Annotated in this window: 25 protein-coding genes; 10 read left to right on the top strand and 15 right to left on the bottom strand. The window is 65.8% G+C overall.

Annotated elements, in window-relative coordinates; translation table 11 throughout:
• Positions 1 to 75: 75 nt before the first annotated feature.
• A complete protein-coding gene (locus tag BM113_RS08870) occupies positions 76 to 777 on the top strand; it encodes a 6-hydroxymethylpterin diphosphokinase MptE-like protein (RefSeq protein WP_089787158.1) in 702 nt (233 codons plus the stop codon).
• A 421-nt stretch (positions 778 to 1,198) separates the two neighbouring features.
• On the opposite strand, the gene BM113_RS08880 is transcribed toward BM113_RS08870, so the two are convergent.
• Both BM113_RS08880 and BM113_RS08885 read right to left on the bottom strand, forming a co-directional pair.
• Entirely contained in the window at positions 1,199 to 2,215 is a 1,017-nt protein-coding gene (locus tag BM113_RS08880) for a TIGR04024 family LLM class F420-dependent oxidoreductase (protein WP_089787161.1), read from the bottom strand.
• 138 nt (positions 2,216 to 2,353) lie between these two features.
• On the bottom strand, positions 2,354 to 3,511 hold the full coding sequence (locus tag BM113_RS08885; protein WP_089787163.1) for a tubulin/FtsZ family protein: 1,158 nt from the start codon (positions 3,509 to 3,511) through the stop codon (positions 2,354 to 2,356).
• A 517-nt stretch (positions 3,512 to 4,028) separates the two neighbouring features.
• Between BM113_RS08885 and BM113_RS08890 the strand changes: the two genes are divergently transcribed.
• The 4 genes from BM113_RS08890 to BM113_RS08905 all read left to right on the top strand — a co-directional run bounded on the left by BM113_RS08890 (position 4,029) and on the right by BM113_RS08905 (position 9,064).
• Positions 4,029 to 5,990, top strand: a complete 1,962-nt coding sequence (locus BM113_RS08890) for an ABC transporter substrate-binding protein (protein WP_089787165.1) — start codon at positions 4,029 to 4,031, stop codon at positions 5,988 to 5,990.
• Positions 5,991 to 6,122: 132 nt separating this feature from the next.
• Positions 6,123 to 6,998 carry a phosphatase PAP2 family protein gene (locus BM113_RS08895; protein ID WP_089787167.1) on the top strand — a complete coding sequence of 292 codons (876 nt, stop codon included), beginning with the start codon at positions 6,123 to 6,125 and terminating at the stop codon, positions 6,996 to 6,998.
• A 126-nt stretch (positions 6,999 to 7,124) separates the two neighbouring features.
• Positions 7,125 to 8,564 (top strand): cryptochrome/photolyase family protein, encoded by a 1,440-nt coding sequence (locus tag BM113_RS08900; protein ID WP_089787169.1) that lies wholly within the window; start codon positions 7,125 to 7,127, stop codon positions 8,562 to 8,564.
• Between the two features lie 185 nt (positions 8,565 to 8,749).
• Positions 8,750 to 9,064 (top strand): HalOD1 output domain-containing protein, encoded by a 315-nt coding sequence (locus BM113_RS08905; protein ID WP_089787171.1) that lies wholly within the window; start codon positions 8,750 to 8,752, stop codon positions 9,062 to 9,064.
• A gap of 18 nt (positions 9,065 to 9,082) precedes the next feature.
• On the opposite strand, the gene BM113_RS08910 is transcribed toward BM113_RS08905, so the two are convergent.
• The 7 genes from BM113_RS08910 to trmB form a co-directional block, all read right to left on the bottom strand.
• Positions 9,083 to 10,051: a sugar phosphate isomerase/epimerase family protein gene (locus BM113_RS08910; protein ID WP_089787174.1), complete on the bottom strand. Its 969-nt coding sequence runs from the start codon at positions 10,049 to 10,051 to the stop codon at positions 9,083 to 9,085.
• Between the two features lie 63 nt (positions 10,052 to 10,114).
• Positions 10,115 to 11,182, bottom strand: a complete 1,068-nt coding sequence (locus BM113_RS08915) for a Gfo/Idh/MocA family protein (RefSeq protein WP_089787176.1) — start codon at positions 11,180 to 11,182, stop codon at positions 10,115 to 10,117.
• 112 nt (positions 11,183 to 11,294) lie between these two features.
• On the bottom strand, positions 11,295 to 12,476 hold the full coding sequence (locus tag BM113_RS08920) for an ABC transporter ATP-binding protein (protein ID WP_089787178.1): 1,182 nt from the start codon (positions 12,474 to 12,476) through the stop codon (positions 11,295 to 11,297).
• A 3-nt stretch (positions 12,477 to 12,479) separates the two neighbouring features.
• Complete coding sequence (locus BM113_RS08925) at positions 12,480 to 13,568, bottom strand: carbohydrate ABC transporter permease (protein WP_089787180.1); 1,089 nt, start codon at positions 13,566 to 13,568, stop codon at positions 12,480 to 12,482.
• On the bottom strand, positions 13,568 to 14,611 hold the full coding sequence (locus tag BM113_RS08930; RefSeq protein ID WP_089787182.1) for a carbohydrate ABC transporter permease: 1,044 nt from the start codon (positions 14,609 to 14,611) through the stop codon (positions 13,568 to 13,570). The genes BM113_RS08925 and BM113_RS08930 overlap by 1 nt, the downstream gene beginning before the upstream one ends.
• Positions 14,601 to 16,079, bottom strand: a complete 1,479-nt coding sequence (locus BM113_RS08935; RefSeq protein ID WP_089787184.1) for an extracellular solute-binding protein — start codon at positions 16,077 to 16,079, stop codon at positions 14,601 to 14,603. The genes BM113_RS08930 and BM113_RS08935 overlap by 11 nt, the downstream gene beginning before the upstream one ends.
• 221 nt (positions 16,080 to 16,300) lie before the next feature.
• Positions 16,301 to 17,365 carry an HTH-type sugar sensing transcriptional regulator TrmB gene (trmB, locus tag BM113_RS08940; RefSeq protein ID WP_089787186.1) on the bottom strand — a complete coding sequence of 355 codons (1,065 nt, stop codon included), beginning with the start codon at positions 17,363 to 17,365 and terminating at the stop codon, positions 16,301 to 16,303.
• A gap of 182 nt (positions 17,366 to 17,547) precedes the next feature.
• Here trmB and BM113_RS08945 point away from each other — a divergent pair, with 182 nt between their 5' ends.
• Together BM113_RS08945 and BM113_RS08950 are read left to right on the top strand one after the other, a co-directional pair.
• Complete coding sequence (locus tag BM113_RS08945) at positions 17,548 to 18,609, top strand: mechanosensitive ion channel family protein (protein ID WP_089787188.1); 1,062 nt, start codon at positions 17,548 to 17,550, stop codon at positions 18,607 to 18,609.
• 72 nt (positions 18,610 to 18,681) lie between these two features.
• Positions 18,682 to 19,119: a universal stress protein gene (locus BM113_RS08950; RefSeq protein ID WP_089787189.1), complete on the top strand. Its 438-nt coding sequence runs from the start codon at positions 18,682 to 18,684 to the stop codon at positions 19,117 to 19,119.
• A 27-nt stretch (positions 19,120 to 19,146) separates the two neighbouring features.
• On the opposite strand, the gene BM113_RS08955 is transcribed toward BM113_RS08950, so the two are convergent.
• Positions 19,147 to 19,557: a universal stress protein gene (locus tag BM113_RS08955; RefSeq protein ID WP_089787192.1), complete on the bottom strand. Its 411-nt coding sequence runs from the start codon at positions 19,555 to 19,557 to the stop codon at positions 19,147 to 19,149.
• 181 nt (positions 19,558 to 19,738) lie between these two features.
• Here BM113_RS08955 and BM113_RS08960 point away from each other — a divergent pair, with 181 nt between their 5' ends.
• Both BM113_RS08960 and BM113_RS08965 read left to right on the top strand, forming a co-directional pair.
• Entirely contained in the window at positions 19,739 to 19,978 is a 240-nt protein-coding gene (locus BM113_RS08960; RefSeq protein WP_007142992.1) for a DUF5816 domain-containing protein, read from the top strand.
• A gap of 216 nt (positions 19,979 to 20,194) precedes the next feature.
• Positions 20,195 to 20,503, top strand: coding sequence for a DUF7116 family protein (locus tag BM113_RS08965; RefSeq protein WP_089787194.1), 309 nt, complete (start codon positions 20,195 to 20,197; stop codon positions 20,501 to 20,503).
• Between the two features lie 30 nt (positions 20,504 to 20,533).
• On the opposite strand, the gene BM113_RS08970 is transcribed toward BM113_RS08965, so the two are convergent.
• Positions 20,534 to 21,736 carry a pyridoxal-phosphate-dependent aminotransferase family protein gene (locus tag BM113_RS08970; RefSeq protein ID WP_089787196.1) on the bottom strand — a complete coding sequence of 401 codons (1,203 nt, stop codon included), beginning with the start codon at positions 21,734 to 21,736 and terminating at the stop codon, positions 20,534 to 20,536.
• Positions 21,737 to 21,838: 102 nt separating this feature from the next.
• Here BM113_RS08970 and BM113_RS08975 point away from each other — a divergent pair, with 102 nt between their 5' ends.
• Complete coding sequence (locus BM113_RS08975) at positions 21,839 to 22,039, top strand: dodecin (RefSeq protein ID WP_007142995.1); 201 nt, start codon at positions 21,839 to 21,841, stop codon at positions 22,037 to 22,039.
• A gap of 99 nt (positions 22,040 to 22,138) precedes the next feature.
• Here the strand turns inward: BM113_RS08975 and BM113_RS08980 are convergent, their stop codons facing one another.
• The 4 genes from BM113_RS08980 to BM113_RS08995 form a co-directional block, all read right to left on the bottom strand.
• Positions 22,139 to 22,513 carry a HesB/IscA family protein gene (locus BM113_RS08980; protein ID WP_007142996.1) on the bottom strand — a complete coding sequence of 125 codons (375 nt, stop codon included), beginning with the start codon at positions 22,511 to 22,513 and terminating at the stop codon, positions 22,139 to 22,141.
• A 143-nt stretch (positions 22,514 to 22,656) separates the two neighbouring features.
• Positions 22,657 to 24,417: a methyl-accepting chemotaxis protein gene (locus BM113_RS08985; RefSeq protein WP_089787198.1), complete on the bottom strand. Its 1,761-nt coding sequence runs from the start codon at positions 24,415 to 24,417 to the stop codon at positions 22,657 to 22,659.
• Between the two features lie 67 nt (positions 24,418 to 24,484).
• On the bottom strand, positions 24,485 to 25,765 hold the full coding sequence (gene hisD / locus BM113_RS08990) for a histidinol dehydrogenase (protein WP_089787200.1): 1,281 nt from the start codon (positions 25,763 to 25,765) through the stop codon (positions 24,485 to 24,487).
• A gap of 90 nt (positions 25,766 to 25,855) precedes the next feature.
• On the bottom strand, positions 25,856 to 26,065 hold the full coding sequence (locus tag BM113_RS08995; protein WP_089787202.1) for a hypothetical protein: 210 nt from the start codon (positions 26,063 to 26,065) through the stop codon (positions 25,856 to 25,858).
• Positions 26,066 to 26,786 lie beyond the last annotated feature (721 nt).

Consider the following 26,786-nt stretch of genomic DNA (forward strand, 5'->3'; position numbering starts at 1 on the left):
TGGCATCGCGGACTATGCAGGTCACGACCGGTAGAGCCGAGTGTCTCGAGCGCGCAGCGCCGACCGAGAACGAGTATGGAGTTCGACGACTGGGACCCCGTTTACGAGGCGATACTGCAGGATTTCGGCTTCGACCGCGCCGAGGATGAGCGGGCGCGTGACCTCCTCGCGTCGCTCACCGACCCCTTCGACGTCGATCGATTGTCGGCGGTCGACGGCGCGAGGGTCGCCGTCGCCGGGGCCGGCCCCTCACTGACGGGTGACGCCGAACTCGAGCGCGCGGAAAACGCAGACGTCGTGTTCGCGGCGTCGACGGCCGCGGACGTGCTTCGGGACCGGGGGCTCGAGGTCGACTGTCTGATCACGGACCTCGACAAGAACCCGGAGACCGTCCGTCGGCTGACTCGGGAGGGAGTACCGGTCGCGGTCCACGCCCACGGGGATAACGTCCCCGCGCTCCGGTCGGTGGTCCCCGACTGCGTGGACGCGTTCGTCCTCCCGACCACGCAGGCGGCTCCGGCCGATCACGTCGTAAACCCAGGCGGGTTTACCGACGGCGATCGCGCGGCGTTTCTGGCCGACTGGCTCGGGGCGGCCGACCTCGTCTTCGTCGGCTGGGACTTCGACGACCCCGACGTGAGCCCGATCAAGGCCCGCAAACTCGAGTGGGCCGAGCGGCTCCTCTACTGGCTCGAGTCGCGGCGGGAGGAGCGGTTCGGCGTACTCGACGGACGACGTGACGGGATCGAGACGGGTCCGCTTCCCGTCGGGGAGTAACGGCTGGCCGCGAGTGAGATCCCGGACGGAAAAGCCGGATCGACGCTACTGAATTCGATACTCGACGAAATCGGCACAGCCGCAAGCCGGACAGTCCCCCTCTGCCCCGTCGATCGTCTTTCCACAGCGCCGGCACTCTTCGATCGTCGTCGCCTCATCGCCGCGGAAGAGAACCGATTTGACTGCCTCTCGCATCGTCGACCCCGTGGTACGCCCCGAACGGTTCTGGCTGGCCATGGAGTACTCGAAGCCGATATCATAGTTCGTTATTCTCTCGCTAACGAAACTTTCAGGAATTCGTTTAGTTCGCGAGGGCTCATTCCGACGGTCGATGTCCGAAGAAATCGGCTCGCGAGGCTCTGCTGTGTCACAGACCGGAGTCGTTGCCGGTCGAACGAGCGAGTACCGGTGACGGCGCAGGTCAGTGCTCCGCCGCGGGCGCGAGGGCGTCGATCGTGTCCTCGATCTCTTCGGGGGTCGCTCCGCGGGGGAAGCCGATCGCGATATCGTCGAGGCCGTCGATCTCCTCGAACTTCCGGAGTTCCTCCCGGGCTCGTTCGGGGGTTCCGGCGGCCCCGATCGCGTCGAGCAACGCCTCCGGGATCGCCTCGAGGGCACCCTCTTTGTCGCCGCTCGCCCAGGCAGCAGCGATCTCGTTGGCCTCGTCCTCGTACCCCTGTCGGGAGAGCGATTCCCGGTAGTACGTGCCCATCGCACCGACGTAGAACGCCAGGTGCTCGCGCGCCAGTTCGCGGGCGCGCTCGCCGTCCTCGAGCGCGCAGGCCGTCAGCGAGAGCGTGACGCGGACGTCGTCGGGATCGCGGTCGCCCAGGTCGGCGCCGCGGCGGAGGTCCTCGAGTCGATCCTCGAGGCCGTCGGACGTGAAAACGGTCGCGTGCCAGCCGTCGGCGAACCGGCCGGCGAGTTCGACCGACTTGGGGCCCATGCCGGCGGCGTCGATCGGCACGGGGTCTTCGGGCGGATCACAGCGCAGTCGGAAGCCCGACAGCGAGAAGATCTGGCCGTCGTAGTTGACAGTCTCCCCGGACATGACCGCGCGCATGATCTCGAGGTACTCGCGGGTGCGTCGCAGCGGGCGGTCGAAGTCGACGCCGTGCCAGCCCTCGATGACGGCGGGGCCGCTGGGGGCGATCCCCATCCGGAGGCGGCCGTCGGCGACCTCCTGGAGGGTCGTCGCGGTCTGGCCGAGCAGGGTCGGCGACCGGGAGTAGACGTTGACGATGCTCGGCCCGAGGCCGATCGTCTCGGTCTCGCGCGCGATGTTCGTGAGCACTGTCGGGGCGTCCCGGCCCCACGTTTCGGGGAGCCAGGCGTACTCGTAGCCGCGTTCTTCTCCGCGTCGGGCGTAGTCGACGATGGTATCGACGCTCGGCTGTGCAGCGACCGGGAGGTGAAGGCTTCTGTCTGTGTCTGTCATGGTGGTGTCCGCCGTCCTGCTCGTACGGACACAGTCAACTCTCTTAAAGTTCCCTCCGTTCGTGACCCTCGAGGACGGGAGACCAGGAGAACGGACCGATCGAAACGACGGGTCGAAACCGTCCGTCGAACGCGGCGATCAGAACAGCGCGTCGAGTTCCCCGCCGGTGTCCATCAGCGAGGCGAACTCGTCCTGGGCGTTCGCGCGCACCGATTCGGTCGTCTCCTGGGCCTCGATGGCGACCTCCTGGAGCTGGTCGACCCGCGGCACGTCGGTCACGCCAGACAGGAGCACGATGGCGCCGACCTCGTCGCGGTCCGACAGCGGGTAATCGCCGCCGCGGATCTCCATGCTCCCGGTCTCGTCCTCGAGCCACTGGCGGCCGCGTTCGACGCCCTTGCGGTTCAAATGCTCCGCGGGGCCGGTCGCGACGACCAGCCCGCGGTCGGCACTCGAGACGTCGCAGGGGAGCGTGAGCCGGCCGAGCGTCGCCTTGCGGACGAGACTCGTCATCCGGTTCGTCGCCTGCCCCTCGTCGAACTCTTCCTCACCGCGGAACGACGAGAGCAGTCCGCCCGACGTATCGACCTCCTCGCGGGCGTAGCCGATCGTCGAGACGCCCTCCTCGAGGGTGTTGATGATCTCCGAGGAGTCGACGACGCTCTCGGCGACGTCGTCGTCGTCGTCGACTTCGCCGGCCGCGAACAGCAGTCCGAACCGTTCGACGATCTCGCGGTTGATCCGATCGTAGCCGTCCTGGACGGACTCGCCGGCGCTGCGCCAGACGTCGTTGTCGAAGACCAGGAGGTTGTCGACCTCGCGGACGAACGTCTGGAACGAACGCGCGGCGTTGAGCGTGTAGATCCCCCCCTCGTCCGTGGCGGGGAGGATACCCAGCCCGTAGACCGGTTCGTTGTAGATCCGCTTGAGGTGTTTCGCGAGGACGGGTGCGCCGCCCGATCCCGTCCCGCCGCCCATTCCGGCGACGATCAGGAACGCGTCGATCTCGTGGACCGGGATCCGGTCGATCGCTCCCTGGATCTCGTCGATGTCCTCCTCGGTGACGGTCGCGCCGAGTTCGTTGTCGGCGCCGACGCCGTGGCCCTTGACACGGGCCTGTCCGATGAGGACGCGGTTCTCTTTCGGCACGTTCTCGAGTCCCTTGAGGTCCGTCGTCGCGGAGTTGACGGCGATCGCGGAGTTGATGAATCCGCCGCCGATCGCCTCGTCGTACGCCAGGAACTCGTCGACGACCTTCCCGCCTGCCTGTCCGAAGCCGATGAGTGCGAGTTTCATGGTTGTCTCTCGTGGTCGTTCCCGAACCCGACGCGACAGATCGGCGAGTCCCTCGTCGGCTGCAGTCGGCGTCGCGTACGCGCTCGAATCCCGTCGGCGAGCGATCGGCCGCGTCTCGAGGTGGGAACGGATGCCACGCTCCGATGGTATCCGAATACGGCTATTGTTATGCTGCTCGTATAACTGAAGGAAAGACGTTCGTCGCGAGAGTATCGTCGTGAAATCAGTATAGTCATCGATTACTGATACTCAGAAATTCAAAACAGTCACTCGTTCGTACCTGTCTGCACAGTCGGTCGATCGTCCTCTCGTGGGCGATGCGGCGATCCGACACTTCCGGGTTCCCGACCGTTCTCGCGGTCCCGCCGCTCGCCATCCGTCTGCGATGGGAAATGCTCGCACTCCCGCCGCTCACCGTCCGTCTGCGATGGGAAATGCTCGTCCCGCTCGGCCTCGAGCCTCGAGGTGTCGTTCAGAGAGTAAGTCCTATACATCGTGGAGATGTACCTGCTATGATATGGACGAAGGCGCGCCGTCGGCGACGCGACGAGGGGCACTCGCAGGGGCGGGGAGTGCAATCGCCACGGCACTCGCGGGCTGTTCGGAACGGCTCTGGTCACGGGCGGGCACCGCCGGTTCCGAGCAGATCGAACTGACGATCAAGACGGTGCCCGCGGACGACGACCTCGCGGCGGCCAAGATCGTAAGCCAGTTCCGCGAGAACCTTCGCGACGCCGGGATCGGCGTCACCCACGAACCGGTTCCGGAGGCCGACCTCTACCGGGACGTCCTCCTCGACGAGGAGTACGATGTTTTCGTCGCCCGGCATCCGGGGATCGAGGAGTACGACGCGCTGCGGGGACTGTTACACTCCGAGTTCGTCAACGAACAGGGGTGGCAAAACCCCTTTCACTTCTCGGACGTGCTCGCGGACGACTACCTCGACCGACAGCGCCGCGAGACTGGAGAGCAACGCCGGGAGACGATCGCCGAGTTGCTCGAGTACCTCGGCGACACCGTGCCGTACACGACCATCGGTTTCCCGATCGAGATCGCCGGGCACCGCGCGGGGATCGACGCCAGGCGGACGCTCTCCTGTCCGGGGGATTACTTCGATCTCCTCTGTCGCGAACCGGCCGACGGGCCCCGGGACGGGCCGCTCGAGGTCGGGGTCTACGGCGATCGGCTCGGTCAGCGCCTGAATCCGCTCGTCGTCGACCGGAACCGAATCGATGGCCTGCTGGGACTGCTGTACGAACCGCTGGTTCGCCGAGTCGAGACGGGCCCGTCGCGCGAGGAAACTCGAGTAGACGACGAGAACGGCGACGATACGGGAGCCGGGTCACAGCCGAACTGGTCCGACTCCGGGACGGAAACGGAAACGGAAACGGAAACGGAACGGGTCCCGTGGCTCGCGGAGGAGGTTTCCTGGGACGAGCGTGGCACCGGATCGGAGCCGCGACTTCGGGCCGACGTTACGCTCCGCGAGGGCCTGGAGTGGCACGACGGGGAGCCCCTCGAGGCCGACGACGTCGTCTTCACCTACCGGTTCCTGGCGGACACCTCCATGGGCGCGGTCGACGGCGGGGTGCCGGCACCGCGATACCGGAGCCAGGGGACGGTCGTCGAGACGGTCGACAGGCTCGACGATCGCACCGTCCGGTTTTCCTTCGGTGAGACGTCGCGACCCGTTGCGACCACCGCGTTTTCGATCCCGATACTGCCCGCACACGTCTGGCGCGACCGGACGGAACTCGTCGCCGATCAACGCACCGAGGCACTGACGACGGACAACGAGGAGCCGGTCGGCTCCGGCCCCTTCGAAATCACCGACATCACGATCGACAGGATCGAACTCGAGCCGGTCGAAGACCACGTATTCAGAGAGCCCGACGACCGGCCCGAGTTCCTCGAGGGATTCTCACAGTATTCCGGGATCAGCTTCCGGATCGACCCGAACGTCGGGACGATGATGGACTCGCTGCTCGACGGCGAGATCGACGTGACAGGCGACGGCATTCCACCCGAAGATATCGGCCGGTTCACCGATGCCGAGGACGTGTCGACGGTTACGGGGCAGGCCGATTCGTTCTACATGATCGGGTACAACCATCATCATCCGGAACTGGGTAACCCTCGGTTCCGGCAGATCGTCTCTCGACTCGTCGACCGGGAACACATTGCGCTCGATCTGTTCAATGGGTTCGCGGAGCCGGCGACCTCGCTGGGGTCGCTCGTCGGTCTCTCCGACGACGAGTTCGGGCCGAACGGTCGGTCCGGTGAGGGAACAGGTGATCAAAGTCAGGACGCAAACGAAGACGAGGACGAAAACGAAGACGGAGACGAAAACGAGGACGAGGCAGACGGCATCAAGATCACCGACTTCCCCGGCACCGACGGCGAGATCGACGTCGAACTCGTGCGGTCGCTGTTCCGGGACGCCGGCTACCGCTATGCCGACGGGGAGTTGCTCGAGTAAACGGATTCGCCGCCTCGAGGCCGTTCCGTCCTCCGATTCGTCCGCAACGCGTGGCCCACCTCGAAGTCGTTCATCGGCGATACCAACCACGTTCTATTAATGGGTCATGGATCTTACCTCGAGACGAGACGAATGACGCTCGCCGCCGTCGTCCTCGAACTCGCCCTGGTCGTCGCGACGATGCTCGCGGTCGCGACCCTGGTCGTCGTCGGGCCGCGACCGGTAGCGACGGCCCTGAGCGACTTTCGATGGCGACTCAGGGCCTGTCTGTTGCCGCTTGCCGCGCTCGCGGTCGTGTTACTTCTCCGATGGGCGACCGTCGACGTCGTCGTGCGTCTCGAACGGGAGGTGGTCGGCACACCGGTTACCTCGTATCTCTTCGAATTCGAACGGTTAGTCTTCCCCGAGTATCCGGTGGCCGCCCTCCAGTCGTTCCAGACCCCGGAAGTGACGGCCTACTTCGTGTTCGTCTACATCTACGGCTACGCGTTCCTGCTGTTGTTCCCGTTTATCGCGTACTTCGCGCTCGAGGAGATGGAGGAGCTATCGACGCTGATCGTCGCGTTCGCGGTGAACTACGGCGTCGGCCTCGTCTGTTACGTCCTCTTCCTCTCGATGGGGCCGCGCAACCTCGAGCCGACGCTGTTCGAGGGGCTGCTGTACGACGCGTTCCCGCAGTCGCGGACGCTCACGAACCAGGTGAACCAGAACACCAACGTGTTCCCCTCGCTGCACTCGTCGCTGTCGATGACCGTCTTCTTCATCGCCTGGCAGACCCGGGAGAAGTATCCGCTCTGGGTGCCCATCTCGGGCGTGCTCGCCATTAGCGTCGTCGTCTCGACGATGTATCTGGGGATCCACTGGTTCCTCGACGTCGTCGCCGGGACGGCGCTGGCGGCCGCGAGCGTCTACGTCGCCCGCAACTACACGATCGAAAGCGCGGTCGGCGGGATCCGCGGGTACCTCGACGGTCGACTCGGCCGCAACGGGCGACCCGACCGCGACTGACGGAATACCCTGGACCGAAAAACGAGCGAGGCCCCGCGCCGTCTCGGAACCCGTCGGCACCGATGGTACGCCGACGCCAACACTGATGCCCCGCACGCTTTCAGTCCTCGAGTGGTCAGATCCGGTATGATCGTTCACTGGCACCGCAGGGATCTGCGGGTACGGGACAATCGCGGGCTGGGACGGGCCGCGGCGATGGGATGCAGCGAGGACGAGGGAAAGCGTGAGGACGCCCACGTCGTCCCCCTGTTCGTCCTCGATCCGACCGTCCTCGAACACGCGTCGCCGGTCCGGGTTTCCTGTCTCCTCGAGGCGCTGGAGGGGCTTCGCGACCGGTACCGCGAGTTGGGCAGCGACCTCCTCGTTTTCCGTGGTGAGGCCAGCGAGGTCGTCCCCCGAGTCGCGGCCGAGCACGACGCCGAGACCGTCACCTGGGGCGAGGACTACAGCGGACTCGCCGCCGAACGGGACCGCGCCGTCACCGCCGCGCTCGAGGACCAGGGGGTCGAAACGGAGACGGTCCACGATTCGATCATTCACGAACCGGGCTCGATCACGCCAAACCAGGGGGATCACTACTCCGTCTTCTCCTATTTCTGGAAGAAGTGGCGTGACCGGGAGAAGCCCGCGCCCGTCGAGCCGCCGGCTGCGGACGACCTCGTGGACCTGCACGGCGACGACGGCACCGAGCCACTGCCCTCGCTCGGGGACCTCGGGTTCGACGAGCCGGCGGCGTCGACCCGGCCAGTGACTCAGGCGGCGGCCCGCGAACGCGTCGCGTCGTTCTGTGGGGGGCCGATCTACGAGTACGACGAGCGCCGCGACTACCCGGCTGCGGGGGCGACCTCGCGGCTCTCGGTCCACTACAAGTGGGGAACCGTCGGCCCGCGGGCGGTCTACGCCGCGACCGAGCGAGCTATGGACCGAGCCTCGAGCAACGACGAGCGCGAGGGAGTGACGGCGTTTCGTCGGCAGCTCGCGTTCAGGGAGTTTTACGCCCACGTGCTGGCGTTCAACCCGGAGATCGTCTCCGAGAACTTCAGCGACGCGACGGGCGAGATCGACTGGCGGAACGATCCCGACGAGTTCGACGCCTGGAAGGCCGGGAAGACCGGCTACCCGATCGTCGACGCCGGAATGCGACAGCTTCGCGAGGACGGGTGGGTCCACAACCGCGTCCGGATGATCGTCGCCGCGTTCCTGACCAAGGATCTCCTCGTCGACTGGCGGAAGGGGTACGACTGGTTCCGGTACAACCTCGCCGATCACGACACGGCAAACGACGTCGGCGGCTGGCAGTGGGCCGCCTCGACGGGGATGGACGCCCAGCCGTACTTCCGGGTCTTCAATCCGACCAAACAGGGTCAGGACTACGACCCAGACGCGGAGTACATCCGCGAGTACGTGTCGGAACTGCGGGACGCGTCGGCGGACGAGATCCACGACTGGGGTTCGCTCTCCGATGCAGAACGGGAGCGTATCGCTCCGGAGTATCCGGCACCGATCGTCGATCACGGGGAGCGTCGGGAACTCGCGATCGAGACGTTCGAGCGGGCGCGTGACTGATTCGGTCTGCTGTACCGGCTTCCCGGCCCGATCGCAGGGGTTCGCGGTCCGGCCGGCAGGAGTTTCCAGTGTCCTGTATAAAATCAGTAACTGCTTTCGGTAACATCACCGCAGCGTGCCCCATCGACCCTATTGTCAGGATATTGGGCACCATTCTTATCTGCATGAATCTGTTAGTTCGGGACATGTCCTCTCCCGGAGATACGTCGACGCCGAGCGGAGAGGTGCCCCCTTCACAGGCCATCGTCGAAGCGATCGCCGCCCACGAAGGCGTCGACCCTACCGAGATCGAGCCCCCGGAGTACGAACCCCTGTATTCGGTCGTCAACCCGGAAGCGCTCGACTCGCTCTTTCGAACGTCTCACGCGACCGGCCAGCGCCAGGCCATCGTCGCGCTCGAGTACGAAGGCTACGACGTTGTCGTCCACGGCGACGGCCGCGTCGACGTCCACGAATCAGGTTCCGACGAGAGTCCCCTCGCCGACCGGGTTCTGGAGTAAGAGCCCCGAATCCGCCGGTCACTCGGCCCAGTAGGCCTCGCCAGGCTGGGTCTCGAAGACGACCCGGTCGAGCAGTTCGATCGCCTTCTCGAGGCCTTCCCGCGAACTCGTCAGCGAGTCCTCGTGTTCGATGCTCAGCGTGTCGTCGTAGCCGACCATCCGCAGGGTCGAGACGAGGTCCTTCCAGTGGGATTCGTCGTGGCCATAGCCGACCGAGCGGAACAGCCACGAGCGGTTGGGTTCGTCGTCGTAGCCGGTCGTATCGAGAACGCCCTTCTCGCGGGCCATCGCCTCGTAGATCCGCGTGTCCTTCGCGTGGACGTGATGGATGGCGTCTCGTTCGCCCAGATAGCGGATCGCGTCGGGGACGGAGATCCCCTGCCAGTAGAGATGTGACGGGTCGAAGTTCGCCCCGACCCGCTCGCCCGTCTCATCGCGCAGTCGGGCCATCCCGTGGGGTTCGTAGACGAGCATGTTCGGGTGCATCTCGATCGCGACGTCGACCCCGTGTTCGTCGGCGAACGCGGCCAGATCCGACCAGTAGTCGATGGCGGTTTCCCACTGATACTCGAGGGCGTCGGCGTGTTCGGGCGGCCAGGGCGCGGTGATCCAGTTGGGGACCTCGTCGTTCGGGCCGCCGGCCGGGAGCCCGGAGAAGCAGGTGACGACTCCGACCTCGAGTTGGTCGGCCAGTCGGATCGCCTCACGGAGTTCGGTGTCGGCATCCTCGGCCCGCTCGTCGTCGGGATGTAACGGGTTATTGTGGGTCGCGAGCGCACTGATCCGCATGTCGTGGTCGTCCAGCAGGTCCCGGACCTCCGCCTGGGCGTCCTCGTCGTCGAGGTACTCGGCCCGGGGGAGGTGGTCCTCTCCCGGGTGGCCGCCCACGCCGGGCTCGATCGCGTCGACGCCCAGGTCGTCGAGATAGGCCAGGGCGTCGGCGAGCGTTTCATCCGCGAGCGGTGGGGTGTGAACGCCGATCTCCATGGATCGACGAACGCCCCCAGTTTCAATAAAACGGTGGCACGCGGACCCTCTCCCGCGAGTCGGTCACTCGTCGATCGGAATCGTTCGGCCCTCCTCGCTCGAGCGGTAGATGGCGTCGACGATCCGCTGGACGGCCAGCGCCTGCTCGACGCTGTCGTCGTCGGGGTCGTCCGCGGCGATACGGTCGAAGAACGTCTGCTGTTCGTCCGTGTGCGTGTCGTTCTGGCGCGTCTGGATCGACGTATCCTCGAGGTGGTCCGGGCCGACTTTGCTCGCGGAGTAAAAGGAGAGATCGCCCTCGAGCAGGTCGAACCGGGCGGCGGATTCGGTGCCCCGGACGACGAACTCGTGGTTCGCGGGCCGGTTGGTCGCCCACGCGACCTCAAGCGAGATCGACTGGTCGTCCGCACAGCGGACGAACGCGCTGGCGGAGTCGTCGACGTCGAACCCCGCCGGTCCCGCGTCGTCGGCCCACATGTCGAGGTACGCGTACTCCTCGCGGGAGCCGAACTCGCTGCGGGCGATCCCGCTGACTTCCGTGACCTCGGGGTAGTCGAGCAGATACATCGCGAGGTCGATCGCGTGGACGCCCAGATCGATGAGTGCGCCGCCGCCGGCGATCTGGCGTCGGGTGAACCACGACCCACGGCCCGGGATGCCCCGGCGTCGGACGTAGTTCGCCTCGACGTGTGAAACCTCGCCGAGATCGCCGCGGTCGAGGCGGTTCTTGACGATCCGGACCGCGTTGGCGAAGCGGTTGTTGAATCCCACCATACAGTGACCGTCGGCCTCCCGTGCCGCCTCGGCGATTCGCTCGGCGCTTTCCATCGAGTGAGCCAGCGGCTTCTCGAGGAGCACGTGCAGGTCGTGTTCGAACGCGTCGATCGCGTACTCCTCGTGGTACTTGTTCGGCGTCGTAATGACGACGGCGTCGAGCGTGTCGTACAGATCCCGGTGGTCCTCGTAGACGTCGACGTCGTACCGTCGCGCGAACCGCGTCCGGGCGTCGGCGGCGACGTCCATGCCGCCGACCAGCGGCACGCCCAGATCGACCAACCGCTCGGCGTGGTACTGTCCGATGTTACCGAGGCCGACGATGCCCGTTCTGATGTCCGTTCGATCGCTTGTCATTCCTCTGTGTTCCGCGTTCACTTTCGAGTCTCTACACTGCTAATCGCTATATCGAATCTTGGACTCGATCGACTTTGTTCCGTCGCCGACAACCGGGGTCGCGGGGAAGTGATCAGCCCGCTTTCGACGTCTCCCCCGACTCGGGCTCGGACCGCTCGACCAGTCCGTGCCGTAACGCCTCGCCGCTCGCCGAGTCGAAGAGGTGGAGCTTCGAGCGATCGAGGACGACCTCGAGGTCCTGTTCCTCGTGGACCTCGGTATCGGGGGTGACGCTCATCAACAGCTGATCGGATGCGGTAGCCGGGTCCTCGGCCATCGAGCGGCCGGCTTCCTCGGCCAGCAGGAGGTAGACGAAGACCTCGTCACCCATCGGCTCGAGGACGTCCGTTCGGGCCTCGATCGGTGCGGTCACCGCGGGGAGGTCTCCCGCGGCCGACGCGATGTGGACGTCCTCGGGTCTGACGCCCAGGGTGACGGCGTCGCCGACGGTCACGCCCGGAACCTCGCCCGGATCGAGGTCCACCCGGAAGTTGTCGGTCTCGAGGCCGTCGGCGACGAGTTCGCCGTCGGCGAAGTTCATCGAGGGCGAGCCGATAAAGCCCGCGACGAAGCGGTTCGCGGGCTCGTTGTAGCAGGTAAGCGGCGGCGCGATCTGCTGGAGTCGCCCCTCGTTCAGGACGGCGATCCGGTCGGACATGGTCATCGCCTCGGCCTGGTCGTGGGTGACGTAGATGATCGTCGTCCCGAGTTCGCGGTGCAACCGCTGGAGTTCCGTCCGCATGTGGACCCGGAGCTTCGCGTCTAAGTTGGCAAGCGGCTCGTCCATCAGGAACACGTCCGGATTGCGAACGATCGCACGGGCGATGGCCACCCGCTGGCGCTGTCCGCCCGAGAGTTCGTCGGGCATCCGATCGAGCATTCCCTCGAGCTGGACGACGTCGGCGGCCTGTTCGACCCGGCGTCGGATCTCCTCGTCGTCGTAGGTCCGCAGCCGGAGGCCGAACGAGATGTTCTCGAAGACGTCCATGTGGGGAAACAGCGCGATGTTCTGGAAGACCATCGCGACCCCGCGATCCTTCGGCGCGAGGTTCGTGACCTCGTCGTCGCCGATGTAAACGTTGCCCTCGCTCGGGCGCGTCAGGCCGGCGACCGTTTCCATCGTCGTCGACTTCCCACAGCCCGAGGGGCCGACGAAGGTAACGAACTCCCCGTCCGCCACCTCGAGGCTGACGTCGTCGACTGCGGTGACGTCTTCGTAGCGTTTCGTGATGTGTTCGAGTCTAACTCGTGCCATGGATTACTCTTTGAGTGCGCCTGCGGTCAGTCCGCTCACGATCTTCTCCTGGGCCACGATCACGAGGATCGCGACCGGGATCACTCCGATGATGCTCGAGGCGGCCATCAGGTGGTACATCACCTCGTACTGGCCCTGGTAACCCAGGATGCCCTCGAGGATCGGGGCCCAGTTCTCCGGTTGGCCGTCGGTCATCAGGAACGAGAAGAAGAACTCGTTGTAGACGGCGATGAAGGTCAACACGCCCGCGGTCGCGACCCCGGGGGCCGACAGCGGGATGATGACCCGGAACAGCGCGCCGAGTCGGGTGGTCCCCTCGACCCTGGCGGCGTCCTCGAGGCCGTCGGGGATCTGCGCGTAGAACGTCGTCAGGATGAAGATCGCCAGCGGCATGAAGATCGCCGACAGCGGCAGGACCATCGCGCCGGGCGTGTTGTAGAGGGTGCCGTCGCCGGTGATCGGCTCGAGGGCGAAAAACTGCGTGTTGAACAGGTCGTTCAGCGGGATGAAGAAGGCCGCCGGCGGGAAAAACGAGATGATCAACACGAGCAACATCAGCGGCGTCTTCCCGGGGAATTCGAGGCGGCCGAACGCGTAGCCGGCGAGGCTGGCGACGACCAGCACGACGACCGTCGAGGCGGTCGCGATCACGAAGCTATTGAACATGTACCAGTGGAACGGCAGCGTCTGGAAGACCTCGATGAACGCTCCGGGATTGAACCCGTTGGGTGTGAGGATGATGTCCTGCTGTTGCCCTTCAGGGGTCAGCGCGACCATGAGCAGCCAGTAGAAGGGAAACAGCGTCGTCAGCAGGAAGAAGATCGTCGCCGTGTAGAACATCGCCCGGTAGGCCCGTTTGGGGTTGCTGATCGAGGTCGCGACCCACTGCTGGAACGGGCCGCGATCGAGTTCGGCGTCGTCCTCGTCCTCGAGGAGGAAGGCGTGGGGCGCGTCCTGGTCCCGCTCTCGTCCGCGTTCGGCGGGCTGTCCGCCGTCGGTGATCCGTCGAGCCTGCCGCCATCGTTCGGCGAGCGGGTCGTCGCTGTTACCGTCCGATTCGGTCGATTCCGTGGTCTCGTGGTCGTCGCTCATCAGTAGAGCCCTCCCTCGGTGTCGCGGAAGAAGAACACGTACACCGAGATGATCAGTCCGATCACCAGCGCGGTGGCGAACGCCACCGCGGCGGCGGTCGCGAAGATGCGGGTGCCGCCGAACATCGCCTCGACGACCAGGCAGGTCAGCGACGGGACCGTCGTACAGCCGGCCGTCGACTCGATCAGCCCGTAGACCCGCATCGCGTCCATCGTCCGGAACAACATCGCGACGAGCAGTGCCGGCATCACCAGCGGCAGGGTGATCATCTTGAACCGCTGCCACGGCGACGCGCCCGCGACGCGCGCGACGTCGTAGAGGCTCCGGTCGACGCTCTGTAGCCCCGCCAGGATCAGCAGCGCCATGAACGCCGCGGACTTCCAGATGTCGGCGATCAGGATGATGACGAACGCGTCCCGGCTGTCGGCTAACGGATCCGCGCCGAAGACGCCGAGCCACTGCATCACGTCCGTCCCGAATCCGACCTCCGGCTGGAACAGCAGGAAGAAGATCATCCCCTGGATCACGATCGGCACGGCCCACGGGAGGATGATCGCCACCCGGACCCACCGCCGGCCCCGGAAGTCCTGGTCCAGGACGTACGCCTGCCCGAAGCCGATCACCGTCTCGAAGATCACGCTGATCACGGCAAAGCCAAGCGTCACGAAAAGCGCCTGCTGGAGCAAGGGCACGCCGAGTTCGACGAACGGGAACGAGGTCGACAGCGAAACGTCGACGAACTGCCGGGCGAGTCGCGCGTTCCCCGTGAGGATGTCGACGTAGTTCTCGATGCCGACGAACCCGCCGAGCGGGTCCGCACCCCGCGTCTCGTCGGCCCGCAGCGACATGACGAAGGTGCGGATCAGCGGGTAGAACGCGATCAGCGCGAGCAGGGCGAACGCCGGAATCAGCAACAGGTAGGCGTAGGCCGCCTCGCTCAGGTTCTCCATCCGGTTGACGACGGGGTTGCCGGTCCGCTCGCGGCTCTCGGCCGGGTGGTCGGTCCCGCCCGTCAGCGGCGACTCGTCCGTATCAGCCGCCATGCTGTTCGGCCACCTCCTGTTCGCTGCCCTCGAGCCGATCCGCCAGATCGGTCATCGCTGCCTCCGGGGCTTTCGCGCCGCGGTAGGCCGCGTGTACCTCCTGGAAGATCAACGCGGACTGTTCCGGCCAGACGTCGGTCACCGGCCGCGAGATCGCGTTCTCGCCGGCGAGCTGGATCTGGTCCGTGTATCGCGCGATCGGTCCGATCTCGTCCGGGTCGGCTTCCTCGACCAAGTCGATGTTCGGGGGCAAGAAGCCCTGGAGTTCGAAGATCGTGAGCATGACGTCTTCGTGGGTGAACGCCTCGAGGACCTCGAGTGCGAGGTCCGCACGTTCGGTGTAGGGGCTCAGCGTGAGGTGCCAGCCGCCGAGCGCGGCGGCCGTGCCGCCGACGCCCTCGAACTCGGCTTCGTCCTCCGAGACGGCGTACGGCTGGGTCATGACGCCCAGGTCCTCACCGAACGCGTCGTCCGATCCGGCCTCGTCGATCGCGAACGGCCAGTTGCGGTGCGCGACGGCGTCGCCGTCCGCGAACGGACCGAGCGACTCCTGCTCGGACCACTGGACGATCGCCGACGGGCTGATCTGGGGGTAGCCGTCGAGCGCGTGTTCGTCGTCGTCGCCGTGGACGAACGCGCGCATCATCCGGATGGCGTCGAGTACCGACTCGTCGTCGACCGTGATCGGGCGGTCGCCGGCGGTAAAGAGGTTCTCGGCGCCGCCGAAGTAGCCGCCGCCCCAGGTCGTCATCACCTCGTTGAACGTACAGCAGGCCAACCCCTCGTAAGCCGCCGCCTGCGTCGTGTACCCGTACTGAAGGCCCTGCTCGGATCTGGCGTCAGCAACCGCATTGGCGAACTCCTCCCAGGACGGCGGCTCCGTCGCCCAGTCGCCGGTGTCGTAGCCGACGTCTTCTATCAGGTCTTGCCGGTAGAGCATCAGCCCGAAGTCGGGGAACAGCGGAACGCCGTGCAGGTTCCCCGTCTCGGGGTGTCGAGCCGTCTCGAGTGCGTCCTCGAGGTAGTCGTCTTCGATCCGGGACACCACGTCGTCGGGCAACGCCTCGCTCAGGTCGGTCGTCTGTTCGCGCAGGATGAACGGGATCGTCCACCCGCTGTCCATCATGTGGATATCGGGGGGCGATCGGCCGGCCTGCAGCGTCGACTGTGCCTCCTGCATCCGCTGGACCGAGTCGCTGACGACGGTCTGGAGTTCGACCCGCACGTCCTCGTCGAGGCCGGCGTCCCACAGCGCCTCCTGGACGGACGGTTCCCCGTCCTCGGTGTGGAGGATCTCCTCGAAGTCCGTCGCGCCGGTCATTACGACGGTGTTCGGGCTGCGACCCCGGCCGAGACAGCCGGCGATCGCCGTGGTTCCGACCGCGGCGACCGCTGACGCCCCGGCCACGAACGAGCGGCGGGATGGCCCCTCGCGACGTCGTTCTGAGACTGAGGTCTCGTCTCCCATCCGGGGTAACTACACGCCGTTCGGACGCTTAACGAACTGGCTTGCACGAACCGACCCGTTCCGTACGGCGAGCGGCCCGATCGGCGTAAGGCCCTGTTACCGTGCCGTCACTCTTGTCGGGGGTGAAAATCGAACCGAAAAGAGGACTGTGAACTGGCGACCCGGGGCGGTCGTGGGCGGTCGTGGGCGATCGGGAATCGGGGTGGCCGACGACGGCCGCGTTACTCCTCGAGCGTCGGCGGTTCGTGGCGGCCGATATGGATCTCGTGGGCCTCGAGGTCCTCGAGCGCGGCGACGCGGCCGCCGACGGTCACCTCGCGGCCGTCCTCGTTCTCGAGGGTCATGCTGGCGACTTCCTCGCTGACCTCGAACGAGACGTCGACGATCCGACCGCGAACGATCTGGGTGCTGCCGACCTCGACGTCGCGGCCCTCGATCGTCGCGTAGAACTCGCCGCCCTCGTCGATGACGTCCTTGACACAGCGGCGGATCGAGGCGTATTTGCGCGGGTAGGTCCGCGCGGTGCCGTCCTCCGCGAGGGTGCGTTCCGCGGTCGTCCAGAGGACGGTCCCGAAGAACCCGGAGACGAGGAAGCCAAGCGCCGAGCGGTTGAAGATGACCCCATAACGGTCCTGGTCGTCGCGCAGTGCGTCCTGGGTCGCGTAGACCGAGTAGTTCCCGTCCGCGACGGCGACGACCGGGGTCGTGATCCCGCGGCGCGCGCGGGCCGTCGTCGCGACCGACAGATAGTCGAACTCCTCGGGAGCGGGTGCTTCGCTCGCCGGCGTCACGATCAGGTCGACGCTAACGCCCGCGTCGACGGCGGCCTCGAGTTGGTCCTCGAACCGCGTCAGCAGGTCCGGCGTCAGCGACAGGGAGAGTTCGTACTCCGCGGAGTCGATGACCTCCTCGAAGTACCGCAGGATCGTCGATCGGGACTTGACCAGCGACACCGCCTCCGTGTCGCGGGCGGGGGCCGTGTAGCGGGCCTCGAGTTCGTCGATCATCTGCTCTAAGGAGCTCTGGACGTCGTCGAAGGCTTCGGCGGGGTCGATCGCGACGACTTTCATCGGGCGGGACTCCCGCAGTTCGACCAGGCCGCGGTCGCTGAGGCTGCGGACCGTGTCGTAGACGCGGGGCTGTGGAATCTCGGTCCGGTCGGCGATCTCGCTTGCGGTGAGCTGTCCCTGTTCCAGGACGGTGAGATAGGCATCGATTTCGTACTCGCCGAGGTTGAACCGGTCCCCAACGCGCTCGACCGTCGAGCGCAGTTCGTCTGGTGCCATACGCCGCCGTAGGATTCCTACGGATAAATGATTTATTATACACCGAGTAGCATCTATTTTCGAAATCGGGTTGTCCCCGTCGGATAGCGATACTTCGCCGAAGAAAGCGCCACGGGCACGATAACGCCGACGGCGGCGGACCGGTCAGAACCCTTAACCACCACGGGACTGAGTGTGTTCCCATGTACGGCGACCTCCAGGGAGAGGAGTCCGGGGGCGACCCCGGCGCCGGCACCGAGTCCGAGGCGACCGACGGGCTCGTCGAAGCCGCCAGTTCGTTCCCCAGCCTCGAGGAGATCGCCCTCGCGCTCGTCGTCCTCGTGATCGGCTGGTTCATCTCGAAACTCGTCGTCCGGATGGCGGGGCGGACGGTCGCACAGCGGATCGAACGCCCCAGCGTCACGCGAACGGTGCTTCGCGGCGTCAGGGTCTCCGTCCTGCTCGTCACGCTCATCGTCGTCGCGTACATCCTGGGCGTCAGCGGCGGCGAAATCTTCCTCTCGGTGACCGTCATCTCGGCCGTGATCGCCGTCGTCCTCGCGCCGCTGGTCGGAAGCCTGATAAACGGCTTTTTCGTCCTCGCGGACCAGCCATACGAGATCGGTGACATGATCGAGGTCGTCGACCAGGGCCACCGTGGCTTCGTCGAGGACATCACCATCCGGTACACGAAGATCTTCACCCTCGAGAACACGTTCATCGTCATCCCGAACTCCGAGATCCAACAGCGCGACGTCGTCAACTACTCCGCGGAGGACGAACGGACCCGGATCTCCGTGCGATTCGACATCACCTACGAGAGCGACCTCGAGACTGCCCGGACCGCGGCCGAGCGGGCGGCCCGCAGCGTCGACGAGGTTATCTCTGGCGGACCGGACATCCGGATCGGGAGCGCGCGGTACGCCGCCGCTCCGGTGTGTACGATCGACCAGTACGCCGACAGCGGAATCTCGCTCGTCCTGTACTTCTGGATCAAGAACCCCTACAAGCAGGCGCTCGTTCGCTCGAGCGTCCAGACAGCGATCCGGGAGCGGTTCGCGGACGCGGACGTCGAGTTCGCCTACCCGCATCGCCACCACGTGTTCGACGAGACCAGCGGCGTCGCGCGGATGGCGGTCGACGGGCGGGAGTCGGAACGCCGTCCCGAACCCGCCCGTGCGTCGCCGGCCGACGGCTCGCCGATGGGAGCGGAAGCCGACGACGGAGCGCGCGAGTCGGGAGACTCGAGCGGCCCCGGGGAGTAACGTCGCCGGAAACTCCCGCGAACGGGGGATTTGTGGGTGTTTTTATGGTTCCCTTTGCCCAACCCTTACGCGATGTACGACGACGTCCTCATTCCGACCGACGGCAGCGACACCGTCGCCGAGACGCTGTCGCACGCGCTCCCGATCGCAGCGGACAACGACGCGACCGTCCACGCGCTGTACGTGGTGGACAGCCGTATCACGGCGGCCGCGAGCGACGGCGACGCCGACGTCGAGTCGACCCTCGAGTCCGAAGGCGAGGCGGCGATCACCGAGGTCCGAGATCGCGCCGCGAACGCCGGGCTCGACGCCGTCGGCGAGATCCGCAAGGGAACGCCCGCGAAGACGATCCTCGAGTACGCCGACGAGCAGGGGATCGACCTGATCGTCATCGGGACGCGCGGCAAGAGTCCGCGGGAGAAAGTCGTCTCGATGGGCAGCGTCTCGGAACGAGTCGTCGACAGCGCCTCGGTTCCGGTGTTCGTCGTGCGGGATGAGGACGACCGGTGAGACCGATCGGTCGGCGCGTCGGACGCGTCAGGCGCGCTGTCGCTCGACCGTAATGATCTCGCACTCGAGATGGTCACGCAGGAACGCCTCGATGTCGGGGTTGTTCGTGAACCGACGGAAGAGTCGCCGCAGTCGGCTCGCGCGCTCGCTGCCGATCACGACGACGTCCGCGTCCTCTGCAGCGACCTCGTCCAGAATGCTCTCTTCGACCAGAAAGCCGGTTCGTACGACGTACCTGGCGTTGTCGAGCGGTCCGAACGCGCGTTCGACCGCGTTTTTCAGATCGATTCTCGTCACTTTCTTCCCGTTCTGGTAGAGGTCCACGTGTAGGATCGTCATCGCCGCGTCCCGGTCGCGTGCGACCTCTATGGCCCGCTTGAGCGTCTTGCGGGAGTGTTTCGTCAGGGGATATCGAACGGGAACCACGACCAGCGTCATTACGTCTCCGAACGATTTCCGCGTGGGTAAAGGTTTCAGTACCGACGTCACTCGTGGGTAAGAGTAGCATACTCGTCGATTCACCGCCAGGAACGATTCCCACGACGGGCGGACGACGATGGCGGGTCGTGACTCGAGTCGGACGAACAACCCTTTATTCGAACGGCGGATACGAGTGGGTATGCAACGGACCGAAACCGACGACGGTGACGCGGTCTACGTCTCGGAGACCGAAGGCGACAGAGGGTCGAAAGGTCCGTTCCTCGTCGCCTACGAGACGCGGGACGCGGATCGACGGTACGGCTGGTTCTGTTCGAACTGCGAGAGTCTGGATAACGCCATGGACGCGATGGGCCGGATCAAGTGCAACCGGTGTGGGAACTTCCGCAAACCGACCGAGTGGGACGCCGCTCACGAGTAGTTCCGCGTTCGCGCCCGTGTGTCGTCGGATCCGCGTCGACTCGCGCCGCTCGAGAGTAATCGGGTATTGTCGAACTGAACACGGACTTTCTTCGATAATTCCTCTCTTTTCGCCGACGTTCGGTAGTCAGCCGTCGAACCGTCCCGGTTGACTCGTTCACAGGCGAAGATTTATGTTCACCCCCGGTGTATCCGTAGGTGAATGGGTCCTGTTAACATGCGACTCGTCGAGCAGGCCAGGTCGATTTTCGCAGAGCTCGGATACACCGTCGAGGGTAACGGACCGGAGTTCAGAGCCGAACGAGCGTGGAAGGTCGTCCACGTCAACACGGTACTCGAGACGGAGACACTTCCATCGTCGTCGTCCGGAGAGTTCCACTGTTTCGTCGCGCAAGCGGGGGATGCCGACGACCTCGAGGAACGGCTCACCAGTGCCGATCCCAGCTACGAGTGGGCGATCATCGTCGTCGACGGAGACGACTATCAGGTCGAGCGAGCCCCGCCAGGACCGCGAGTAACGGCGTAGAAAGGCCGACTTCGACTTCGACTTCGATTTTTATTCGAGCGCGCGACGCGTCGCAGTGACGCCTGCGCCCGGATCGACGTCCGCGCCCATCGACTCGAGGACGTCGCCCAGCGCCGTCACCACGTAGATCACGTTCTCGGGCCGCGCGGAGTGACCCATACAGCCGATGCGGAAGATCTCTCCCTCGAGGTCGCCCAGGCCGCTGGCGATCTCGAGGTCGTACTGGTCGATCAGCGCGTCACACACCTCGCCGTCGTCGACGCCGTCGGGCACGCGGACGGCGTTCAGGCTCGGCAGCCAGTAGTCGTCGGGGGCGTTCATCTCGAGGCCCATCGCCTCGACGCCGGCTTTCAGCGCGCCGGCGAGGCGTTCGTGGCGGTCCCACCGGTTCTCGATGCCCTCCTCGGCCACGAGCCGGAGCGCCTCGCGGATCGCGTAGACGTTCGTGATCGGCGCGGTGTGGTGGTAGGCCCGCTCGTCGCCCCAGTAGCCCTCGAGCAGGGAAAGATCGAGGTACCACGAGCGCGGGTCGGTCTCCCGGGAGAGGACCTTGTCCATGGCCTCGTCCGAGAGGGTGAGGGGGCTCGCGCCCGGCGGGCAGGAGAGACACTTCTGCGGGCCGGAGTAGGCGACGTCGATGCCCCAGTCGTCGACGCGCAGTTCCACGCCCCCCAGCGAGGTGACGGTGTCGGCGATCACGAGGGCGTCGTGGTCGTGGGCCGCCGCGGTGAGTTCGGAGACGTTCGGCTGGAGTACACCCGTACTGGTCTCGGCGTGGACGAACCCGAAGACGTCCGGGTCGTGTTCGGCCAGCGCGTCGGAGACGTCGGCCGGCTCGAGAGGTTCGCCCCACGGCGCGTCGACCTCGACGACCTCGCCCCCGGCCCGGCGGGCCATCGACGCCATGCGTCCCCCGAAGTAGCCGTTAGTGGGGACGAGCATCGTGTCACCGGGTTCAACGACGTTCCCGATCGCGGCCTCCATCGCCGCCGACCCCGTTCCCGAGACCGGGATCGTCCACTGGTTGTCGGTCCGGAACGTGTACCGCAACAGCTCCTGGACCTCGTCCATGATCTCGACGAACGACGGGTCGAGGTGGCCCACGAGCGGCGTACTCATCGCCCGTAGTACGCGCGGATGGACGTCGCTCGGTCCCGGCCCCATCAGCGTTCGATCCGGCGGCGTCAGCTCTCCGACGTCGGGTGCCTCGACTGAATCCTCGGCGTTTGCCATACGCAAACGTGATACTCGGATCCACAAAAACGTTCACTCCTCGCAATGGGAGCGCACTCACGGCGTATCTTTAAGTTATCCTGTCATGTAGTGACGACCGCAATGGTTTTCAAGAAGATCACCCTGATCGGGACCAGTTCGGAAAGCTTCGACGCCGCGGCAGACGACGCTATCGACCGCGCCGAGGACACGCTCCAGAACGTCCACTGGGTAGAAGTCGACGAACTCGGGGTCGAAGTCGCCACGGCGGACGAACGGGAGTATCAGGCCGAAGTCACCGTCGCCTTCGAACTCGAGGACTGAATCGGTCGAGGCGACGCCGGTTTTAGAGGGTCGTCGGGCCGCCCGTAGGACGGAAACGGCAGGAGAGAACGGGTGGAAACTCGAGTGGCGTGGCGAACGTTACGTCCGGAAGGACTCGCCACAGCCACACTCGCTGACGACGTTGGGGTTCTCCACGTGGAAGCCCTCGGCCTGGAGACCGGACTCGTAATCGAGGATGCTGCCCTCGATATACTTCAGACTCGCCGGATCGACGAACACGCGTAGCCCGTGGTGTTCGTAGATCGTGTCGTCCTCGTCGGGACCGTCGTCGAAGCGCATCCCGTAGGAGAGGCCGGCACAGCCACCCTGCTGGACGAAGAGGCGAAGCCCCGCCTCGCCGTCGTCCAATCCTTCGTTCTCGAGGAGGGCGAGAGCCTGGTCTGCCGCCTCCTCGGTGACCTCGATTTCCGGCTGGGTCTCGACCCCTCCACCGCCCGTGCTGTCCGTGCTCATACTCTCCCTTTCCGGCGCGACGATGTTAACTTTGACGCCCCGTTATTCGGCGGGGCGAAACCGATTTCGGTATCACTCCCGTCGAACGCGGGGCATCGATCCTGGCGCTTTCGGGCGATCCGCGCGAGCGGATCGGTTCGCCGTTAGCGACTCTCGAACTCGCTTCCTCGAGAGCGATCGACAGCGTCCCCGTCCGCTACCTCCTCCAGATAGTCGACCATGTCCTCGATGGCGTCCCGCTGGGCAGCGGTCCGCTCGGTCACTTCGCCGATCCGTTCCTCGATCCGGTCGGCGTCGTTGGCCACGCCGTCGGCCTCCGACGCAACCTCCTCGACCGACGCGGCCTGGTCGTCGTTGGCGTCGGCGATCTGGTCGATTCCGTGGGCGGCCTCGTCGACCGCGTCCGCGATCTCCTGGAGGTTCTCGATCGCGACGTCGATCTGCTCGTTGGCCGTCGCGATCCTGCCGTTGGTTCGCTCGGTGACGTCGACGGTTCGTTCGGTCCGGTCGTGAAGGTCCTCGACCCGGCTCGAGATCTGCTGGGTGTGTTCTTTCGTCTCGCTTGCAAGCGACTGGACCTCGTTGGCGACGACGGCGAACCCGTCGCCCTCCTCGCCGGCCTGGGCCGCCTCGATGTTGGCGTTCAGCGCGAGCAGGTTCGTCTGATCCGCGATGTCGTTGATGACCTCGATGACTTCGTCGATCTCGTCCATCCGCGACTCGAGTTCGGTCACGGTCTCGACGAGTTCCTCCGAGGCCTCGAGGACCTCATCCATCTCCTCGCGGGCTTCGCGGCTGACCTCGACCCCGTCGTCGGCCGCTGCCTGGGCCTGTTCCGCGGCGGCCGACACCTGGTCGGAACTGGCCGCGACCTCTTCCATCGTCGCCGAGAGGTCGCTGATCTCTTCGACGATCGCCCCGATCGAGTCGGTCTGCTCGCCGATTTGCTCGTCGACGTCGGACGCAGTTTCGGCGATCTCGGCGGCCTCGGCCGAGAGGGCCTCGACTTCGTCGCCGATGCCGTGGATCGTCGTCTCGACGTGGGCCGCGATTTCGTTGATCGTGTCGGTGATCCGCTTGATATCCTCGTCGAGGACGTCGTGTTCGTCCGTATAATCGACCCGCGCCGAGAGGTCACCCTCGTTGAGCGTACGCCCCTTCTCCGTGACCTCCGTCACGAGGTCGGCCATCGCCTCGCGTCGCCGGATGACCTCCGTGTTGTCCTGCACCAGCTGGATCACGCCCTGGAAGGAGTCGCGCTGATAGATCGGCGTCGCGACCGAGTGGACGTGAACCGTCTCCCCGGCGGCGTTTTCGAGTTCGCGCTCGAGTTCGTACGCGCGCTGGTCACGGCCGGAGCGTTCGGCGTCGGTCCCCCGATGTGCGCTCTTTGGGTTCTCGACGACCTCGTCCGCTAGCGTCGTCGTCCGATCGTCGCGAAAGAAGGCCCCGGCGTCGGTCTCACCGAGGACCTCCTCCCGGTCGACACCCGTGAGGACCTCGAGTTCGCGGTTCCAGCCGATGATCCGGTGTTCCGTATCGATGAGGAAGGCGGGCTGGGGCAGCGTATCGAGGAGGGCGTCGGTCGCGATGTCCAGGTTCTCGTCGGCCGAATCCCGGCCGCCGAGCGTGTCCGATTCGGCTCGGTCGTCCTCTTGCCGGCCTCCCATCGTCGCCCCACCGTCGGTCGCTGTCGCGTCCGTGACACTGGCGTGGCCGTCTCCGTCCGCCGTTGCCGTCTCGTTCCCCGCGTCCGTACTCGAACTCGAGGTCGCCGTCCGGCTCGCCTCCGTCCCAAGAGATCGCTCTCTTGCCTTCGAGTCCGTTTCAGACGTCGACTCCGGTTCCGACTCCGACCCCGACTCCGATTCCGAGGAGAAGAACTTCGTTAGCGGGTTACCCATACCACGGATCTCGGTTACCGCCGGGTATTTGTTATGGCCGATTATGGTGGGATCTTTCAGCTCTCGCCTACCGCTCCAGTCGCTTGCGCACGCTCTCCGCGTGGGCCTCGAGCCCTTCCGCCTCCGCCAGCGTCGTCATCGTCTCGCCGATCGACTCGAGTCCCTCGCGGGAGAGCCGCTGGACCGTCGTCGATCGGAGGAACGTCTCGACCGAGAGCCCGCCCGTCACGCGGGCCTCGCCGTTGGTCGGGAGCACGTGGTTCGTCCCGCTGGCGTAGTCGCCGGCCGCAACGGGCGTGTTCGGCCCCAGGAAGACACTTCCCGCGCTATCGATTCGCTCGAGGATCGACTCCTCGTCGTCCGCGACGATGGCCAGGTGCTCGGGTGCGTACTCCTCGGTGAAGAGGATCGCCTCGCTCATCGAGCGCGCGAGCAACACGCCGCTCGCGTCGTTGTCGAGTGCCTCTCGGATCACGTCTTCGCGCTCGCGCGCGCTCGCCTGCTCGTCGACGGCCGCTGCGACGGCCGTCGCGGTCTCCTCGTCGTCCGTCACCGCCACGACCGATGCGTTCGGGTCGTGCTCGGCCTGGGCGACGAGTTCGGCAGCCACGAACTCCGGATCGGCCGTCCCGTCCGCGACCACGACCACTTCGCTCGGCCCCGCGAGGAAGTCGATATCGACGTCCCCCCGCACCTCCGCTTTGGCCGCGGTGACCCACTTGTTGCCCGGCCCGACGATCTTCTGGACGCGCGTGATCGTCTCGGTCCCGTACGCCAGTCCCGCGATCGCCTGTACGCCGCCGACGCTGTAGACCGAGTCCGCCCCCGCGGCGTGGATCGCCGCCAGCGTGGCCGGATTTACCTCCTCCGCGGGCGGGGTCACGACCGCCACGTGCTCGACCCCCGCGACGACCGCCGGGACGACCCCCATGATCGCGCTCGAGGGGTAGGCCGCCGACCCCCCTGGGACGTAGACGCCGACTCGCTCGATGGGCCGAAATCGCCGTCCGAGTTCGCGCCCGTCGCCGAACTCTTCGCGCCAGTCCGCCGGGAGTTGCGCCTCGTGGAACTCCCGAACGTTCGCTGCGGCGTCCTCGATCGCCTCGCGAAGGTCGTCCTCGAGGTCTTCGTAAGCCCGTTCGCACTCGTCAGTGATCTCGAGGTTGCCGACCTCGACGCCGTCGAACTCGCTCGTGTACTCGCGGACGGCGACGTCGCCCTCCTCGCGCACGCGATCGACGATCTCGCGAACGTCCCCGCGTACCTCCTCGATGCCGGCGTCGCGGTCGAAGAAAGCGGCGCGATCGCCGGGTCCGAGGGTCTGAATCTCCGTGACGTCGATACTCATGTGCTCGGGTTGGCGCGGACGTCGAAAAACGGTTTCCCTCTCGGCGGCTCGTTAACGCTCGCGCACACACGAGAGACTGCGACCCGTCGGCTACTTCACTTCCCAGACGCCGATAGCATCGAACGTTGCGCGCACGAACAGGTACACGAGCAAGAGGAACCCGCCGACCGCCACCGGTGCCGACAGCAGTCGCGCGGTCTCGAATCCGACGAGAATCTGTCCGACCCCCCGGAGTACGAAACTCAGGAAGACGATCCCGAACGCGACGACGGCGAGTTTGACGAAGCCCTCGCGGTCCATACTCGAGGGTTCGTGCGCCGTCGCTAAATCGTGTTGATCCTGCGCTCGGCTTCCTGCCCGATGTGACGGGTAGCGGCGTATCGGGACCTACTCGCCACACTCGTTCTCGAAGCGTTCACCTACGATCTCGAGAAAGACACAGGAACGAACCAGTAACACGGCCGAATTCGTCGCAGCATTGAAGTCGGATCGAACCCGGACGTTCGTTGGAAAACCGTCCCATGGTACCGGAATTCGATGAGCGTTCGCTTCGACGGCCTTATATATGCACCCGGCATTTGGTGATAATGCGAACGACGTGGCGCAGGTCGCCACGTTCCCTCCGGCCTTTGGCACGGAGGTAGGCACATCACATCCACCCGCTCTCTCGACGATCGGGGCACGATCGATGTCGGAATTCGAACCGATTTCCGATCCGTTGCCCTTATCCGTCTCGGGGCGTTCAGCTATGATCGCGCACTGCCTCGCCGGATGCGGTTTCCGGCGGGGCGCCGATCCGACGCCCTTAAGTGTATGAGGGGGTTCGGATGTGAACGCAAACGCGTTCGACGGGGCCGGTTGGCTCCGTCGACTCGGACGCGACGTTCGAAGGGGTTAAGTACCCTACCGAGCGTAGGAATACGTCCGAAGGAGATGAGGATTCCACCCCTGCGGTCCGCCGTACAGATGGGATCTGATGTTAGCCTTGACAGTTCGGTGACGCCCGATCGGTCCGCGATCG

It is taken from the genome of Natronobacterium haloterrestre (assembly GCF_900112205.1).
Lineage (GTDB): Archaea > Halobacteriota > Halobacteria > Halobacteriales > Natrialbaceae > Natronobacterium > Natronobacterium haloterrestre.

Excerpts from the sequence above, each read along its gene's own strand:
- BM113_RS08870 (WP_089787158.1), top strand. The coding sequence starts at position 76 with ATGGAGTTCGACGACTGGGACCCCGTTTACGAGGCGATACTGCAGGAT.
- BM113_RS08880 (WP_089787161.1), bottom strand. The coding sequence starts at position 2,215 with ATGACAGACACAGACAGAAGCCTTCACCTCCCGGTCGCTGCACAGCCG.
- BM113_RS08885 (WP_089787163.1), bottom strand. The coding sequence starts at position 3,511 with ATGAAACTCGCACTCATCGGCTTCGGACAGGCAGGCGGGAAGGTCGTC.
- BM113_RS08890 (WP_089787165.1), top strand. The coding sequence starts at position 4,029 with ATGGACGAAGGCGCGCCGTCGGCGACGCGACGAGGGGCACTCGCAGGG.
- BM113_RS08895 (WP_089787167.1), top strand. The coding sequence starts at position 6,123 with ATGACGCTCGCCGCCGTCGTCCTCGAACTCGCCCTGGTCGTCGCGACG.
- BM113_RS08900 (WP_089787169.1), top strand. The coding sequence starts at position 7,125 with ATGATCGTTCACTGGCACCGCAGGGATCTGCGGGTACGGGACAATCGC.
- BM113_RS08905 (WP_089787171.1), top strand. The coding sequence starts at position 8,750 with ATGTCCTCTCCCGGAGATACGTCGACGCCGAGCGGAGAGGTGCCCCCT.
- BM113_RS08910 (WP_089787174.1), bottom strand. The coding sequence starts at position 10,051 with ATGGAGATCGGCGTTCACACCCCACCGCTCGCGGATGAAACGCTCGCC.
- BM113_RS08915 (WP_089787176.1), bottom strand. The coding sequence starts at position 11,182 with ATGACAAGCGATCGAACGGACATCAGAACGGGCATCGTCGGCCTCGGT.
- BM113_RS08920 (WP_089787178.1), bottom strand. The coding sequence starts at position 12,476 with ATGGCACGAGTTAGACTCGAACACATCACGAAACGCTACGAAGACGTC.
- BM113_RS08925 (WP_089787180.1), bottom strand. The coding sequence starts at position 13,568 with ATGAGCGACGACCACGAGACCACGGAATCGACCGAATCGGACGGTAAC.
- BM113_RS08930 (WP_089787182.1), bottom strand. The coding sequence starts at position 14,611 with ATGGCGGCTGATACGGACGAGTCGCCGCTGACGGGCGGGACCGACCAC.
- BM113_RS08935 (WP_089787184.1), bottom strand. The coding sequence starts at position 16,079 with ATGGGAGACGAGACCTCAGTCTCAGAACGACGTCGCGAGGGGCCATCC.
- trmB (WP_089787186.1), bottom strand. The coding sequence starts at position 17,365 with ATGGCACCAGACGAACTGCGCTCGACGGTCGAGCGCGTTGGGGACCGG.
- BM113_RS08945 (WP_089787188.1), top strand. The coding sequence starts at position 17,548 with ATGTACGGCGACCTCCAGGGAGAGGAGTCCGGGGGCGACCCCGGCGCC.
- BM113_RS08950 (WP_089787189.1), top strand. The coding sequence starts at position 18,682 with ATGTACGACGACGTCCTCATTCCGACCGACGGCAGCGACACCGTCGCC.
- BM113_RS08955 (WP_089787192.1), bottom strand. The coding sequence starts at position 19,557 with ATGACGCTGGTCGTGGTTCCCGTTCGATATCCCCTGACGAAACACTCC.
- BM113_RS08960 (WP_007142992.1), top strand. The coding sequence starts at position 19,739 with ATGCAACGGACCGAAACCGACGACGGTGACGCGGTCTACGTCTCGGAG.
- BM113_RS08965 (WP_089787194.1), top strand. The coding sequence starts at position 20,195 with ATGCGACTCGTCGAGCAGGCCAGGTCGATTTTCGCAGAGCTCGGATAC.
- BM113_RS08970 (WP_089787196.1), bottom strand. The coding sequence starts at position 21,736 with ATGGCAAACGCCGAGGATTCAGTCGAGGCACCCGACGTCGGAGAGCTG.
- BM113_RS08975 (WP_007142995.1), top strand. The coding sequence starts at position 21,839 with ATGGTTTTCAAGAAGATCACCCTGATCGGGACCAGTTCGGAAAGCTTC.
- BM113_RS08980 (WP_007142996.1), bottom strand. The coding sequence starts at position 22,513 with ATGAGCACGGACAGCACGGGCGGTGGAGGGGTCGAGACCCAGCCGGAA.
- BM113_RS08985 (WP_089787198.1), bottom strand. The coding sequence starts at position 24,417 with ATGGGTAACCCGCTAACGAAGTTCTTCTCCTCGGAATCGGAGTCGGGG.
- hisD (WP_089787200.1), bottom strand. The coding sequence starts at position 25,765 with ATGAGTATCGACGTCACGGAGATTCAGACCCTCGGACCCGGCGATCGC.
- BM113_RS08995 (WP_089787202.1), bottom strand. The coding sequence starts at position 26,065 with ATGGACCGCGAGGGCTTCGTCAAACTCGCCGTCGTCGCGTTCGGGATC.